The organism is Nocardia sp. XZ_19_231, assembly GCF_015355705.1.
Classification (GTDB): domain Bacteria; phylum Actinomycetota; class Actinomycetes; order Mycobacteriales; family Mycobacteriaceae; genus Nocardia; species Nocardia salmonicida.
The window spans coordinates 1,111,093-1,125,806 of sequence record NZ_JACUZI010000002.1 but is presented as its reverse complement, the minus strand read 5'-3'; the positions used below and the strand labels follow the sequence as shown (position 1 = coordinate 1,125,806).

The window sequence follows — 14,714 nt, the reverse complement described above, 5'->3', positions numbered from 1 at the left end:
GAAACGACAGCACCGTTTCAGCTATCGATCGTATTCGAATATACGTTCGATAGCGACCAGCGTGACACCCGCCCCCACCCCGTGTCCACCGCGAAGCACCCCGAAGATCCCGGCCAGTCAGCGCCATATTCGGCTACCCTCGCACCCGTGACCGAACGTGCTCGTCCCCATATCGGCCCCGACTACCTGGTCGCGGGTCGCTACCGCCTGCAGTCCAAGCTGGGCGGGGGTGGCATGGGTGCGGTCTGGCTCGCGACCGATCGGTTGCTGAACCGGGAAGTCGCGATCAAGCAGGTGCTGTCCACCGCGGGACTGAGCGCGGCCGAGGCCGAGCGAATCCGCAGCGCCATCGTGCACGAGGGTCGGGTGGCCGCCAAGTTGTCGCACATCCACGCCGTCGCCGTGCACGACGTGGTGATCGAGGCGGGCGAGCCGTGGCTCGTCATGGAGTACTTACCCTCGCGCAGCGTGGCCAAGGCGCTCGCGCTGGTCGACACGCTGCCCGCGGTCGAGGTCGCCCAGATCGGCGCGCAGGTGGCCGACGCGCTCGCCGCCGCGCATGCCGCGGGCATCGTGCACCGCGATATCAAGCCGGGCAACATCCTCGTCGCCGACCGCGGCAACAGTGTGGGCCTGGCCAAACTCAGCGACTTCGGCATCTCGCGCGGCGCGGGCGACGCCCAGGGTGACGAACCCGACGGTGTGATCACCGGCACCCCCGCCTACCTCCCGCCCGAGGTCGCGCGCGGCGCCCGGCCCACCGAGGCCAGCGACGTGTTCTCCCTCGGCGCCACCCTCTACACCGCGCTCGAAGGCCAGCCGCCGTTCGGTTTCGACTCCGACGAGCACGACGTCGTCGCCGCGGCCGCGATGGGCCGGATCATCCCGCCCACCCGCAGCGGCATCCTCACCCAGCCGCTGCTGCACATGCTCGAGCCCGCACCCCAGCGCCGCCCGACCATGGCCGAGGCCCGCGACGAGATCCTCACCGCCGCCTTCGGCCCCGGCACCGGCGCCTACATCCTCGGTGTGCCGCTGCGCACCGAAGACGGCACCATCCCCGCCTGGTCCACCCGCAACTCCGCCAGCGGCCTACGCAGCCCCAACTCCTCCCCCCTCCCGCGTCCGCACCGGGCCCCGGTCGCCGCCACCGCCGCCGCACCCCAACAGCGCACCGGCAGCTTCATCGACAATCTGCCCAACGGCGCCCCCCTCGCCATCGGCGCGGGCGTGCTGATCGGCCTGATCATCCTGATCGCGATGATCATCGCCGTGATGTGATCATTCGATCCGTCGTCGGTGCGCCCAGCGGGTGAGCGCATTGCGATTGGACTGCTGGGTCTTGCGCAGCACATTCGACGCGTGCGTCTCGACGGTCTTCACCGAGATGAACAAGGATTCGGCGATCTCCCGGTAGGTGTAACCACGCGCGAGCAAGCGCAGCACCTCCAACTCACGCGGGGTGAGCGAGTCCAATTCTGGATCGAGTGGCGGCTCGGGAACGGGCGAGCGCCCGGTGAACGAGTCGAGCACGAACCCGGCCAACCGCGGGCTGAACACCGCGTCCCCGCCCGCGACCCGACGGATGCCGTCGGCCAGCTCGGCACCGGAAATCGTCTTGGTGACATACCCGCGCGCCCCCGCCCGGATCACCGCGATCACATCCTCGGCCGCGTCGGACACGCTCAACGCCAAACACACCGGCCCCTGGGCGATTCCGCTCAGCACCGCCACCCCACCGCCATCGGGCATGTGCACGTCGAGCAGCACCACATCCGGCTTCGCGGCATCGATCCCGGCGACCGCCTCGGCCACCGCCCCCGCCTCACCGACGACCTCCATATCGGTCTCGCGGCTCAACTCGGCCCGCACCCCCGACCGGAAGACCGCATGATCGTCGACCAGGAACACCCGCACACTCACTACAAGACTCCTCAGTAGAACCGTCTCGATCGACCTGCTGTCATCGGTACCACACAGTGGTGTCCGGGCGTCGATATAGAACCGTCTCGATCTGCTGGTATCGGTACCACACCGCGGTGTCCGGGCGTCGAAATCGGCTCGGGTTCGGTGCGATCGCGTGCTCAGGGATCGGTCGGATGGTCCTGCGTCGACGCGCGGTCATCGGGGGGCGGCGCGTCCTCGCTCGCGACCTCGTCCGGCTCCGAGGTCCCCGAGTCGGTGCGCGGCATGACGATCCGCACCTCGGTGCCACGCCCGAGGGTCGAGTCGATCTCGGCGGTGCCGCCGCGGCGCTCGATTCTGGCGCAGATCGACTTGGCCACCCCGCGCCGGTCGGCAGGCACCGCCGACACGTCGAAACCGGCGCCGCGGTCGCGCACGAAGATGCTCACCTGGTGGGGTTCGGTCTCGGCGAACAGGTCGATCTCGGGGACGTCGGCGTGCTTGGCCGCGTTGACCAGTGCCTCGCGGGTGGCGCCGAGCAGCGCGGTGAAATGTTCCTTCGGCAGGCCAGCGCCGGTGTCGCCGGGGTCCATCGCGACATCGCCGACGGTGACCGGGGTGACCTTCACGCCGTGCTGGTCCTCCACCTCGCCCGCGATGGTGCGCAGTGCGGTGGCCAGGCTGGACTGGGCAGGCGCGGTGTCGTCGAAGAGCCACTTGCGCAGTTCGCGCTCCTGACTGCGGGCCAGGCGGAGCACCTCCTGGGGGTCCTCGGCCTGACGCTGGATCAGCGCGAGCGTCTGCAGCACCGAATCGTGCAGATGGGAGGCGATCTCCTCACGTTCCTCGTTGCGGATGCGAGCGCCGCGCTCGGCATTGAGCGCGCGGACCATGCGCAACCACAGCGGCACCGTGAGCAGACCGGCACCGACCAGGGTGACCGCCACCGCGATCAGCGCGGACCCGAGCGAACTGAGATCGATCCTGGCCAGCACCACCACCCCGAGCCCGACCACGATCAGCGTCGCCCCGGCCACGATGCGCGACCAGGTGACCACCGAGGGTCGCGCGGGCAGCCCGAACAGGGCCCGTGGACCCGGCGCGGCCACATCGTATTCACGCCACACCAGCGCGGCGCCGACCGCGACCACCACGATCGGCGCGATCACCTGCGCCGCGGTCCCCTGGAACAGCCACCCCACCGTCACCGTGAGCCCGAGCCCGAGCAGGGCCAGCCCGATCGCCTGCCTGCGCTCGTCACCGGTCGGTTTCACGGCGTCCGCGCCACCGGGCGTGAAGATCCACAGCAGCCCGTACGCCACCAGCCCCGCACCGACAATCGCGGACAGCAGCACGAACGCCAGCCGCACCTTGATCACATCGACGCCGAGATGGTCGGCCAGACCACCCGCGACACCGCCGACCACCCGCCCACCACTGCGACGGACCATGCGCGGGGGCTCAGGCAACGGCGCACCCACCGGTTCGGGACCGGGGACCGGCAGCATGGGCCGATAGCCGCGAGGCACGCCATAGCCCTGCGGGACACCCGGATAACCCTGCGCGGCCCGGTACTGCGGCGGCGGAGGGTAGTGCTGCGGCGCCCCATAAACCGCCGGCTGCCCCCCGAACGCGCGCTCTACGAAACGACCGCGCGGCCCATGCCCACCGGGCCGCGGATTCGCCGCGGCCCCCGGCCCATCGGAAGGCCCGACCGAGTTACCCGGTCGAATCCCGTTCGCGGACACCGGTGCACGACCCACCGCACTGTTGCCGACCGCGGGTCGGAACCCGTTCTGTGTGCCGGATGCGGGGTGCGCGTCGTTCCCAGGGACACTGCCGTACCCGTGGGGGTACCCCTGGGTGGCCTCGCGAGCGGGAACAGACGGATCCATGCTCTCGATAGTGGCACGCGGGGCGGGGCGCCGACATCAGGAAAGTCCCCGATATCGTCCCCGATATCGACGATCCGCCGCTGACCTGGGCGCCGACCTGTCCGGTCCGGACAAAAATAATGCCCTACCTGGGTGTATGGCCGATCCAGTGACGGACCGGAACGCCGGCGGTGGACCGCCGGACCGGAAACTCGGCCACAGGGTCCTCAACAGGTCTTTTAAGCCGATGGGCGGGCACTCCGAAAGCCCGGCCGCAGAAGCTCTTCCTACGTTGATGGCAGGCCGCAATCACGGCCGCCGCTTCAGGGGAGGAACACGTGAACATCATCACCACCGTGCTGGGTGCCGCCACGATCGGACTGAGCACCATCGGGATGACGTCGATCGCTTCGGCGACGCCGATGGCACCGCACGAGACGACCTATCACGGGCCCGTCGGCTTCGAACTCACCCTCGGCCATACCGAGGAGTCCTACCGGTTGGTCCCCCCGCTCAACGCGATGCCGACCAATCGCGAGGTGTTTCTCGACAACACCGCCTACGTCACCGCACCGCCCGGCGCGACCGGCAAAGTCAGCTCCGGCTATCTCGTCGCCTGCGCGGTGGACCTGACCCTGTCGGTCGGGCTCGACGGCGGCATCTCGGTGGACGCGGGGGCCACCGTCGGGTTCGGCTCGTCCGGTCCCGATGTGTCCGCCGACATCGGCCCGTCCATCTCGGCCGGTCTCGATCTGAGCCTGTCGCTGGCGCCGGGCGAGATCAAGAAGATCGATGTGGGATCCATGCCCCTCGGTTCGGGCACCACCTATCTGGTGAACCGTGACTTCCATCTGATGGTGGGCAACTGCGGTGGGCCGCTCAACGTCTACTCGTGGGCAACGGTCACCGCGAGCACCGGACAGGTGAGCGCGACGAACTCGATCTTCGGCGACACCATGTTCCTGTAGGCCGAGCCGGACCCGGCGACTCGCCGGGTCCCGATCGAGCCGAATACCATGACCCTCGGTCGTTTTCATCGAACGGGGGGTTCCTTGACCAACAGTGACGAGCAGAGTTCTTCGCCGCGTGCGCTTTTCGCCCAGCGTTTCGCCGAACTCTATGCCGCAGCGGGCAATCCGACCTTGCGCAGGGTCGCCACGGCCACCGAGCGGCGCATGCGCGGCGCCCAGGCGGCCACGCCGTCACCGCAGCGGATCAGTGACTGGAAGGCCGGGCGCAATGTGCCCGCTCGCTTCGAATCGCTGCTGCCGGTGGTCCTCACGCTCGTCGAGATGACCGAGAAGGCCCAGCGCGATCTACCGCGCAAGCTCGCCGACCTGCACGAGTGGCGACGACTGTGGCAGGAGTCGGTCACCTGGACGGCAACCGCGGGCGACGGCGAGACCTGCCCCTACCCCGGCCTGCGCGCCTACCTACCCGAGGAGCACACCTTGTTCTTCGGACGCGAGCAGGCCACCGCCGAATTCGTCGAACTGGTCCGCGCCACCACCGGCATCGTCGTGCTGATCGGCGCGTCGGGCGCGGGCAAGTCCTCGCTGCTCGCGGCGGGCCTGCGACCGGCCATCGACCTGCCCGCCGCCACCATGACGCCGGGTGCGACGCCGACCGCCGGACTCGCCGCGGCGCTGACCGACGATGTGCGGGTCCTGATCGTCGACCAGTTCGAGGAACTGTTCACCCTGTGTCAGGACGATGGCGAGCGCGCGGCCTTCCTGGCGGCGCTCGCCGACCTCCCCGATGCACTGACCGTGGTTCTGGCGCTGCGTGCCGACTTCTACGAACAGTGCCTGCACTATCCGATACTGCGGAACGGCTTGCAGCACAACAACTATCTGCTCGGCGCGATGTCCATGGACGAGGTATCGCACGCGATCACCGGACCGGCGGCCGCCGCCGGGCTCACCCTCGAACCCGGCTTGGAAGAGCTGGTGCTCACCGAACTGCGCGGGCTCGGCGGGCACCTCAGCGCCAACGGCTACGATCCCGGCGCGCTGCCCCTGTTGTCGCATGTGATGGCCGCGACCTGGCAGCAACGCGAAGGCCGCAAACTCACCGTCGCCGGGTACCGCAAGGCGGGCGGTGTGGCGGGCTCGGTCGCCGAGACCGCCGAACTCGCCTGGAGCGAGCTGACTCCGGGGCAGCGGACTGCCGCTCAGGAGTTGCTCGGTTCGCTCGTCACCGTCGGACAGGACGGACGTGACACCAGGCGCACGGTCGACCGTGCCGAATTGCTCGGCCGCAGCGATGATCCCGACGCCTCAGCGGAAGCGCTCGAAGTCCTCGCGGCCAGCAGGCTGATCGCCCTCGACGCGGGCTCGGTGCAGTTCTCTCACGAGATCGTGCTGACCGCGTGGCCCCGGCTGCGCGGCTGGATCGACACCGACCGGGTCGGGCACTTGGTCCGGCAGAGGCTCGAACACGATGCGACGGAATGGGAAGCAGCGAAACAGGATTCAGCGCTGCTCTATCGCGGGACCCGACTGGACAACGCGAACGAGCACACCGGCCGGGTACCGATCAGTCCGCGCGTGCGTACCTTTCTTCACGCCTCTCGGCGGTCGGCACGCAACAGTGGGCGCTGGCGGATCGTGGCGGTCATGGTTGTGTTCGCACTGCTCGCCACCGGGGTCATCGCGATCGACCGCAACAGGCTCGCCGATCAGCGCGCGCTGGACCGCGACTATGCCGAATTGGTGGCCGCGGCGCAACGGACCAGAAGCAGCGACCCGTCGATCTCTGCGCAATTCCTGATGGCCGCGTATCGAATCCGGCCCGATGATGCGACGCGCACCCAATTGTTGAACAGCCAGGATTCACCACTGGCCGTCAGTGTTCCCGCCCACGAGCGCGGTGTCTCCACGCTGGCTTATCGCGCGGCCGACTCGCTACTGGTTTCGATCGCTTATGTGGGAGATACCGTCTTCTGGGATCTGCGCGATCCCGTGCGACCACGCCGACTCACTACCTCGCTCGGCACGGGGACCTACCATCTCGAATTCATCCCCGGGAGCACCGACGCGGTCACCCTCGGCAATTCCGGTACCCAGCTGTGGGATCTCGCTCGCCCCGAGGATCCCCGCCTGATCCACACCTTCGAAACCTCTCGCGCCAACTGGATCTCGGTCGATCAAAGCGGAACACGACTTGCCGAAATCGACGGCTCGACGCTCACCCTCTGGGCTATTCGCGATCGGTCACGGCCCTCGCGCACTCTCAACCTGTCGTTACCCGGCGCCAATAACGCCTTCCACACCGCCGAATTCGGCTCTGGTGGCACGATTCTCGCCGTCGGCACTGTCACTCGCGACACCTACGCCGCCGCCGATACCATGCAGTTGTGGGACACCACGGTCGGGCGTCCCATCGGACCGCCGATATCCACCGGCCTCAGATATCTCCGATCCGCACTCAGCCCGGACGGCACCCGACTGGCCATCGGCACGCAAGGCAGGACGAGCACCAGCAGCGCAGCATCGAGCCAGTTCGAACTCTGGGACATCACCGATCCGCACCACCCACGCACCTTCGGTTCCGCTACCCGAATCGACAACGATGTGCTGACCTCGCTCGCTTTCCACCAAGACGGGAACCTCCTCGTCACCGGCTCCGACGAGGCCGCGCGACTGTGGAACATCTCCGACCCGGCCCAGCCGGTGCAAGCGAGCCCCGCCCTGTCGGTGACCCCGGCCGCCTGCCCACAGATCCGGCATTCCGTGTGCAGAGGCGGACCGACGTCCCTGCTGTTTCTCCCCGACGAACCGATGCTCCTCGGCGCGGGGTACGACGGACTGCTGCGCACCTGGACACTGCCCCGCTCGACGGTCGACGTGATTCCCAAGGAGCCCGCAGAGGCAATGTTCGATCGAACCGGCGACCGGATGGCCATGCTGACTCGGACCAGCGACGTGATGGTCTGGGATACCACCGATGTCCGTCGCCCGGCCCGACTGACCACGATCCCGGAGGCACCGGGGGTGTCGAACCCAGTTCTGAGTCCGGACGGACGCACTCTGAGCCTGCACGATCGGGACGGCCACCGGCGGATCGTCTACGACCTCGACGATCCACGTCATCCGCGACCACTGCCCAGCTGGCCGACCGGCGAGGCCATCTACTCGACGGTAAAGGGCGACCGGATGCTGCTCACTTTCACCGACTCCGTCCAGATGTGGGATGTCACCGACCGCATCGCGCCCGAGCCCCTCGGACTACCGATCACCGCGCGGATCGGGAAGGTCGTCAACGCCGAATTCAGCCTCGATGGCAGCCTGGTCGCCATGGTCCTCGCCGACCGCCGTATCGACTCGGACGTTCACTACTTCAGCCAGATCTGGAATCTGGACGACCCTACGCACCCACGCTTGATCGCCGAAACCGACACGGAACTCACCACCGGCCTACAGTCGTCCCCATTCCTGCCCGACAACCGGACCATCGCCATCACCAAGGGCGATCGCTTCGGCCTGTGGGATATCGACGCACCAGAGACCTTCACCCCGCTCATCGACACGATCCGCACCGAAATCGGCCCGATCAGCTGGATATCGGCCTCAGCGGACGGCACCGAGCTGGCCGTTTCGAGTGACGACGGCACAACCAGCCTGTGGAACCTCGACGACCCCCACGCACCACGCAAGTACGGCGGCTCGCTCGGCCCCGCCGACGGTCGCACCCGACAGGTAACCATGCACCCACGTGGCGAACAGCTCGTGATCGTCACAGACAACGGCCAGCTCGGCGTGTGGGATCTCGACGCCGAGACCGTCGCCGCACGGATCTGCGCGTCCACCGGCCGACTCACCCAAGCTGTCTGGCGTGGGCAGGTCGCGAACGTCGCCTTCCGCTCCCCCTGCCCCTGAACCCGGGCAATTATCAGGGTTACCCCCGATGTGCGAAAGGGGTGGCTCGGCACACCATGGATGGCATGAGCAGAACGAGCTTCTCCGACCAGGTTCACCAGATGTGGCAGACGCGGCCCGTCCGGCTGCCTCGGCAGGGGCCGATCGCCGGGGTGGCGGCGGGTTTCGGGTTGCGGTACGGGGTGGACCCGGTGCTCGTGCGGGTGGCCTTCGTGGTGTCGACGATTTTCGGTGGGGCCGGGATCGTGCTGTACCTGCTGGCCTGGCTGGTGCTGGGGTCGGCGGGCAACGAGGTGTCGGCGGCGCAGGCCCTGTCGTCCCACGAACGGGGGTCGCATTCGCAGACCAAGACGATCGTGTTGATCGTCGCGCTGGCTATCGCCGTGTCGACCATGGGGCCGATCGGGCTGGGGATGGGCGGGGGCGGGGTGGTCAGCTTCGGGCTGATGCTCGCGGGCTGGTGGATGCTGTATCTGCGTCATCCCGAGCTGCCCGCGGGGTTCGATGCCTACCGCGCTCCGCTCGGCACGACGGGCTACCCGGGTGCGGGCTACCCGACCGGCGTCCCGGTGCGCGGCTATCCGTACAACCCGGAGGTTCCGCCGACGGGGATGTACACGCCCTACACCAAACTCCCCGACGCCTACGTGCCCGATCCGGCGACCGTCCGCGCGGCCACGGCCGAATCGACCCCGCTATTGCGTGTCGACGCCACCGAGACGGTCGTCCTGCACAAGGACATCGACGAAACCGGTGAAACCACTTCGGATTCGGTAGACACGGTCCGAATCACTGTGACGCCGGCGGAATCCAGCGAGCCCAGGCAGAAAGATGCCGATCCGACCGTGGATTCGGCGCCGACCGATCGCCTCGACGCCACCGACTCGACTTCGGATGCACGAGCCGCCGGCGTGAGCGAGCAGACAGCGGATCCGGTTCGTCCGGTTGATGATTCGGCTGCGCCCGTCGATCTCGACAAGCGTGCGGACAGCCCGAAAGCCGAGGTCATCGAGACACCTGAAGCCGAAGAGATCGGCGCCACCGCGGTTCTGCGCAAGAACCTCCCCGGAACCATCTCTCCCGCACCGGAACCCGCTCGCATCAACGCGCAGGTACCCAACGGCTGGGATCCGCTCGCCGTCGCCCCACTCGCCTGGGAACTCCTGGAAGCGGCACCCCAGCACACCCTCGTAGCGCCACCGGCACCGAAACGTCCACGCTCCCGGCTGACTCCGGTCACCATCGGCCTGGCGATCCTCGCCGCGGCGCTGGCGGGCGCCGCCGCGGCTTCGGGTGTCGAATGGATGACCCCGGCACGGATCGCGGCTTTCGCCTTGGCCGTGGTCGGACTCGGCCTCGTCGTCGGCGCGTTCCTGCGGCGCGGGTACGGGCTGCTGGTACTCACCGCCCCGCTGGCCGGTTTCGTGGTGCTGGCCTCCCTGATCGGGCCGATCGAATTCGACAGCGCCACCATGGGCGACCACAACTGGGCGCCGGTCGCGCTCACCGAACTACAGCCGACCTACGCGGTGAACATGGGCTCGGGCACGCTGGACCTGCGCGAGCTGAACCTCACCGAATCTCGCACCGTCGAGGTGTCGGTGAACATGGGCGAGGCCACCGTCCTGCTACCGGAGAACATGACCGTGAAAACTACTTGCGAGGTCGACATGGGTGAATCACACTGCACCAACGGCATTTCCGGACCCAACACCCCCGGTACCCCGGTCCTGGACCTGCGCGTCGCGGTGAACATGGGTGAGGCGGCGGTGAATCGTGGCTGAGCAGAACAGCGTCGAGAGCCGGCGCCGACCCGCGTTCACCCTGCTCACCACCGGCCTGATCGCGCTGGCCGTGAGCGTCTGGGCACTGCTGGGCGCACCCACCCCCGACGAGGGCGGCATCCTGCCCGTCGGCTGGGGCGTGGTGATCGCGGCCATCGTCATCGGACTGCTGCTCACGCTGACCCCCAGCCGTAGACACCACTGACCGAAGGACAACCACCGGAAACCAGCAATGGCCCGTCATCGTGACGGGCCATTGCTGTTGGACGAGACCAGTTGGAAGACAAGGGCGATGGACGAATCCGATAAGAAACCGGAAACCCCGCTGGCGAAGGTCCTGCCACCAGCCACCCACCGACCGCACACCGGCGGCTTCCTCCTAGGCAGGCTCCTGCTCACCCAGGCGGCGCCGCCGCGACCGGCTTAGTTCACTCCCACTCGATGGTGCCCGGCGGCTTGCTCGTCACGTCGAGGACCACGCGGTTGACGTCGGCCACCTCGTTGGTGATGCGCGTCGAGATCCGTTCCAGCACGTCGTAGGGCAGCCGGGTCCAGTCCGCGGTCATCGCGTCCTCGCTCGACACCGGACGCAGCACGATCGGGTGACCGTAGGTGCGGCCGTCGCCCTGCACACCGACCGAGCGCACGTCGGCAAGCAGCACGACCGGGCACTGCCAGATCTGCTTGTCCAGACCGGCGGCGGTGAGTTCTTCGCGGGCGATGGCGTCGGCCTGGCGGAGCAGTTCGAGCCGGTCGGCGGTCACCTCGCCGACGATCCGGATGGCGAGGCCGGGGCCCGGGAAGGGCTGGCGGGCAACGATTTCCTCGGGCAGGCCCAGTTCGCGACCGACCGCGCGGACCTCGTCCTTGAACAGCAGGCGCAGCGGCTCGACCAGGTCGAACTCGAGGTCGTCGGGCAGGCCGCCGACATTGTGGTGGCTCTTGATGTTCGCGGTGCCGGTGCCGCCACCGGATTCGACGACGTCCGGGTACAGGGTGCCCTGGACCAGGAACTCGACCTTCGGGTCGCTGCCTTCGACCGCACCCTCTTCGATGACGATGCCCGCGACCGCGTCCTCGAAGGAGCGGATGAACTCGCGACCGATGATCTTGCGCTTCTCCTCGGGATCGGAGACGCCCTTCAGTTCGCCGAGGAACTTGTCCACCGCGTCGACGGTCACCAGCTTGGCGCCGGTCGCGGCGACGAAGTCCTGCTGGACCTGCTCGCGTTCACCGGCCCGCAGCAGACCGTGGTCGACGAACACACAGGTGAGCCGATCGCCGATCGCGCGCTGCACCAGCGCGGCCGCCACGGCGGAGTCGACACCACCGGACAGACCACAGATGGCGTGCCCGTCACCGATCTGCTCGCGCACACTCTCGATCAGCGACTCGGCGATATTGGCCGGGGTCCACTGGGCGGGGATGCCTGCGAGCTCGTGCAGGAAGCGGCTGAGCACCTGCTGGCCGTGCGGGGAGTGCAGCACCTCGGGGTGGTACTGGACACCGGCCAGACGACGCGCGCGATCCTCGAACGCGGCGACCGGGGCGCCCGCGGTGGTGCCGGTGACCTCGAAGCCCTCGGGGGCGTCGGTCACCGCGTCACCGTGCGACATCCACACCGGCTGAATGGTCGGCAGACCGCCGTGCAGCACACCGCCGTCGATGTTCAGTTCGGTGCGGCCGTATTCGCGGGTGCCGGTGTGCGACACCGTGCCGCCCAGTGCCTGCGCCATCGCCTGGAAGCCGTAGCAGATGCCGAACACGGGCACGCCGAGATCGAACAGCCGCGCGTCGAGTTGCGGTGCGCCCTCGGCATATACGCTCGACGGACCACCGGACAGGATCACGGCCAGCGGCTGCTTGTCGGCGATCTCTTCCACTGTCATCGTGTGCGGAATCACCTCGGAGAACACCCGCGCCTCACGCACCCGTCGGGCGATCAGCTGGGCGTACTGCGCGCCGAAGTCGACGACGAGGACCGGTCTCTGAGTATCTGCCACCGCCACAGTTTAGTGACGGGGTGCGGCGAGCAAGCAGCGGGCATCGTCGGAGCCCGGACTCGCCGTAGTGACTGTGCACGACGCGCCCACATTCTTAGGCGTGGCGCGGTGGCTCTGGCTATCCTCGTGCTCGTGCCATTCGCCCGCGCGATCGATGCAGACATCTACTACGAGGACAGCGGTGGCACAGGTCCGGTGGTGTTGCTCGCCCATGAATTCTTCATGGATCGCACGATGTTCGCCTCGCAACAGGCCGCACTCGCTCCCGAATTCCGGATCGTCGCCTGGGACGCGCGCGGGCACGGGCGCACCAAAGACCAGCGGTTGCCCTTCACCTACTGGACCGCGGCCCGCGACGCGCTGACCGTGCTCGATTCGGTCGGCGCCGAACGCGCCATCATCGGGGGGACAGCGCAAGGGGGCTTCACAGCCTTGCGGACCGCGCTGGTCGCGCCGGAACGGGTCGCCGCGCTGATCTTGATCAGCACCGAGGCGCACGGGCCCACCCTCGACCAGTCCACTGCCACCCAGCGGTTCCTCGACGAGTGGCACGACCGCAGCTCCCGCGAGGAAGCCGCGGGCCGCCTGGCCGACTGGCTCATCGGCGACGACACCTGGTACCGCGACATCTGGACCCGGCGCTGGGTCGGCGACGCCCACAGCGGACTCGACGCCGCCGTGGGCTGCCTGCTCGGGCGCGATTCGGTGCTCGACCGGCTGCGCGAGATCACCTGCCCGGCACTGATCATCCACGCCACGCAGAGCGGCATCGCGGGCGCGAGGGCTCGCACGCTGGCCGACGGGCTCACCGCCTCCACCTTCGTGGAGATCGATGGCGCCCGCCTGGCCGTCACGATGACCCACCCGGAACCGGTCAATACCGCGATCTCCCGGTTCCTGCGGGATCGGGTCTCACTGACCCACGTGCGTTAGCGCTTTCAGCGGACGCTGAGCCCGACCTTCTGGAATTCCTTGAGGTCGGAGTAGCCGGCCTTGGCCATCGAACGACGCAGGCCACCGACCAGGTTCAGCGAACCGAACGGGTCGTCGGAGGGGCCGTAGAGCACGCGCTCGAGGTTCGGGCGGGCCACCGCGCCGTCGGGGCCGTCGAGCCAGGCCTCGTCGACCGGCAGGAACGAACCACGCGGCACCGAGGGGTGCGCGGTGGCCGAGGGCCAGTACCAGCCACGGCCGGGCGCCTCGGCCGACGCCGAGAGCGGCACACCGAGCATCACGGCGTCGGCGCCACAGGCGATGGCCTTGGCCAGCTGACCCGAGGTGGCCACGTCGCCATCGGCGATGACGTGCACATACCGGCCGCCGGTCTCGTCGAGGTAATCGCGACGGGCCGCGGCGGCGTCGGCGATCGCGGTCGCCATCGGGACGCCGATGCCGAGCACCTCGCCGGTGGTGGTGGCGCCGGGGAACGAGCCGTAGCCGACGATGACGCCCGCCGCACCGGTGCGCATCAGGTGCAGCGCGGTGCGGTGATCGCTCACGCCACCGGCCACGACCGGCACATCCAGCTCGGAGATGAAGGTCTTGAGGTTGAGCGGCTCGTCGCCACCGACGTGCTCGGCGGAGATGATGGTGCCCTGCACGACCAGCAGGTCGATGCCTGCCTGGAGCAGCGCCGGGGTCAGCGCACGGGCGTTCTGCGGGCTCACGCGCACCGAGGTGGTCACCCCGGCCGCCCTGACCTGCGCGACGGCGGCGGCAAGCAGGTCGGGCTGCATCGGCGCGGCGTGCAGTTCCTGCAGCAGCGAGATGGCCTTTTCGTAACCCCCCTTGTCGACCAGATCCAGCAGCTGATCGATCTTGGACTGCACGTCGGCGTGGCGCGCCCAGAGGCCTTCGCCGTTGATCACACCGAGGCCGCCCTGGCGACCCAGCTCGATCGCGAACTCCGGCGAGACCAGCGCGTCGGTGGGGTGCGCGAGCACCGGGATCTCGAAACGGTAGGCATCGAGCTGCCAGGCCAACGAGACCAGCTTGGACGAACGCGTCCGCCGCGAGGGGACGATATCGACGTCATCGAGCTCGTAGGTTCGACGGGCGACCCTGCCCATACCGATTTCGACCATGTCACGCACAGTTGCTCCTGTGTTTTTGGAGCGCTGGCGCGCTCGAGTTCGCGGCCACCACGGGCCGCCGGTCAGGCACCGCCGCTTGCTCCTTCGTCGCCTACGCGGCGGCGCCTGACCGGCGACCCGGCCGCGAACCGCCGCTGCGCGGCGGCCCCTCCTCGAGGTCGGGTCGTACGGGGCC

11 protein-coding genes are annotated in these 14,714 nt (G+C 68.5%); 7 read left to right on the top strand and 4 right to left on the bottom strand.

Annotated elements, in window-relative coordinates:
• The first annotated feature begins 147 nt into the window (after positions 1-147).
• The gene (locus IBJ82_RS12255; protein WP_194825986.1) at positions 148-1,281 is read left to right on the top strand and encodes a serine/threonine-protein kinase; all 1,134 of its coding nucleotides are present in this window, start codon (positions 148-150) and stop codon (positions 1,279-1,281) included.
• Here the strand turns inward: IBJ82_RS12255 and IBJ82_RS12250 are convergent, their stop codons facing one another.
• Entirely contained in the window at positions 1,282-1,917 is a 636-nt protein-coding gene (locus IBJ82_RS12250) for a response regulator transcription factor (protein ID WP_194826242.1), read from the bottom strand.
• A gap of 167 nt (positions 1,918-2,084) precedes the next feature.
• The gene (locus IBJ82_RS12245) at positions 2,085-3,413 is read right to left on the bottom strand and encodes an ATP-binding protein (RefSeq protein ID WP_194825985.1); all 1,329 of its coding nucleotides are present in this window, start codon (positions 3,411-3,413) and stop codon (positions 2,085-2,087) included.
• 704 nt (positions 3,414-4,117) lie between these two features.
• Between IBJ82_RS12245 and IBJ82_RS12240 the strand changes: the two genes are divergently transcribed.
• The 5 genes from IBJ82_RS12240 to IBJ82_RS35070 all read left to right on the top strand — a co-directional run bounded on the left by IBJ82_RS12240 (position 4,118) and on the right by IBJ82_RS35070 (position 10,870).
• Positions 4,118-4,747, top strand: a complete 630-nt coding sequence (locus IBJ82_RS12240; protein ID WP_194825984.1) for an MspA family porin — start codon at positions 4,118-4,120, stop codon at positions 4,745-4,747.
• Positions 4,748-4,831: 84 nt separating this feature from the next.
• Positions 4,832-8,659, top strand: a complete 3,828-nt coding sequence (locus tag IBJ82_RS12235; protein WP_194825983.1) for a WD40 repeat domain-containing protein — start codon at positions 4,832-4,834, stop codon at positions 8,657-8,659.
• A gap of 65 nt (positions 8,660-8,724) precedes the next feature.
• On the top strand, positions 8,725-10,443 hold the full coding sequence (locus tag IBJ82_RS12230; RefSeq protein WP_370585281.1) for a PspC domain-containing protein: 1,719 nt from the start codon (positions 8,725-8,727) through the stop codon (positions 10,441-10,443).
• Positions 10,436-10,648, top strand: coding sequence for a hypothetical protein (locus IBJ82_RS12225; protein WP_194825982.1), 213 nt, complete (start codon positions 10,436-10,438; stop codon positions 10,646-10,648). Before IBJ82_RS12230 ends, IBJ82_RS12225 begins: the two co-directional genes overlap by 8 nt.
• An 87-nt stretch (positions 10,649-10,735) precedes the next feature.
• Entirely contained in the window at positions 10,736-10,870 is a 135-nt protein-coding gene (locus IBJ82_RS35070; RefSeq protein WP_255532877.1) for a hypothetical protein, read from the top strand.
• 1 nt (position 10,871) lies between these two features.
• Here IBJ82_RS35070 and guaA read toward each other — a convergent pair whose 3' ends face one another.
• Entirely contained in the window at positions 10,872-12,446 is a 1,575-nt protein-coding gene (gene guaA / locus IBJ82_RS12220) for a glutamine-hydrolyzing GMP synthase (RefSeq protein WP_370585280.1), read from the bottom strand.
• 132 nt (positions 12,447-12,578) lie between these two features.
• Here guaA and IBJ82_RS12215 point away from each other — a divergent pair, with 132 nt between their 5' ends.
• A complete protein-coding gene (locus IBJ82_RS12215) occupies positions 12,579-13,379 on the top strand; it encodes an alpha/beta fold hydrolase (RefSeq protein ID WP_194825981.1) in 801 nt (266 codons plus the stop codon).
• Positions 13,380-13,384: 5 nt separating this feature from the next.
• Here the strand turns inward: IBJ82_RS12215 and IBJ82_RS12210 are convergent, their stop codons facing one another.
• Positions 13,385-14,539 (bottom strand): GuaB3 family IMP dehydrogenase-related protein, encoded by a 1,155-nt coding sequence (locus IBJ82_RS12210; protein ID WP_194825980.1) that lies wholly within the window; start codon positions 14,537-14,539, stop codon positions 13,385-13,387.
• Positions 14,540-14,714 lie beyond the last annotated feature (175 nt).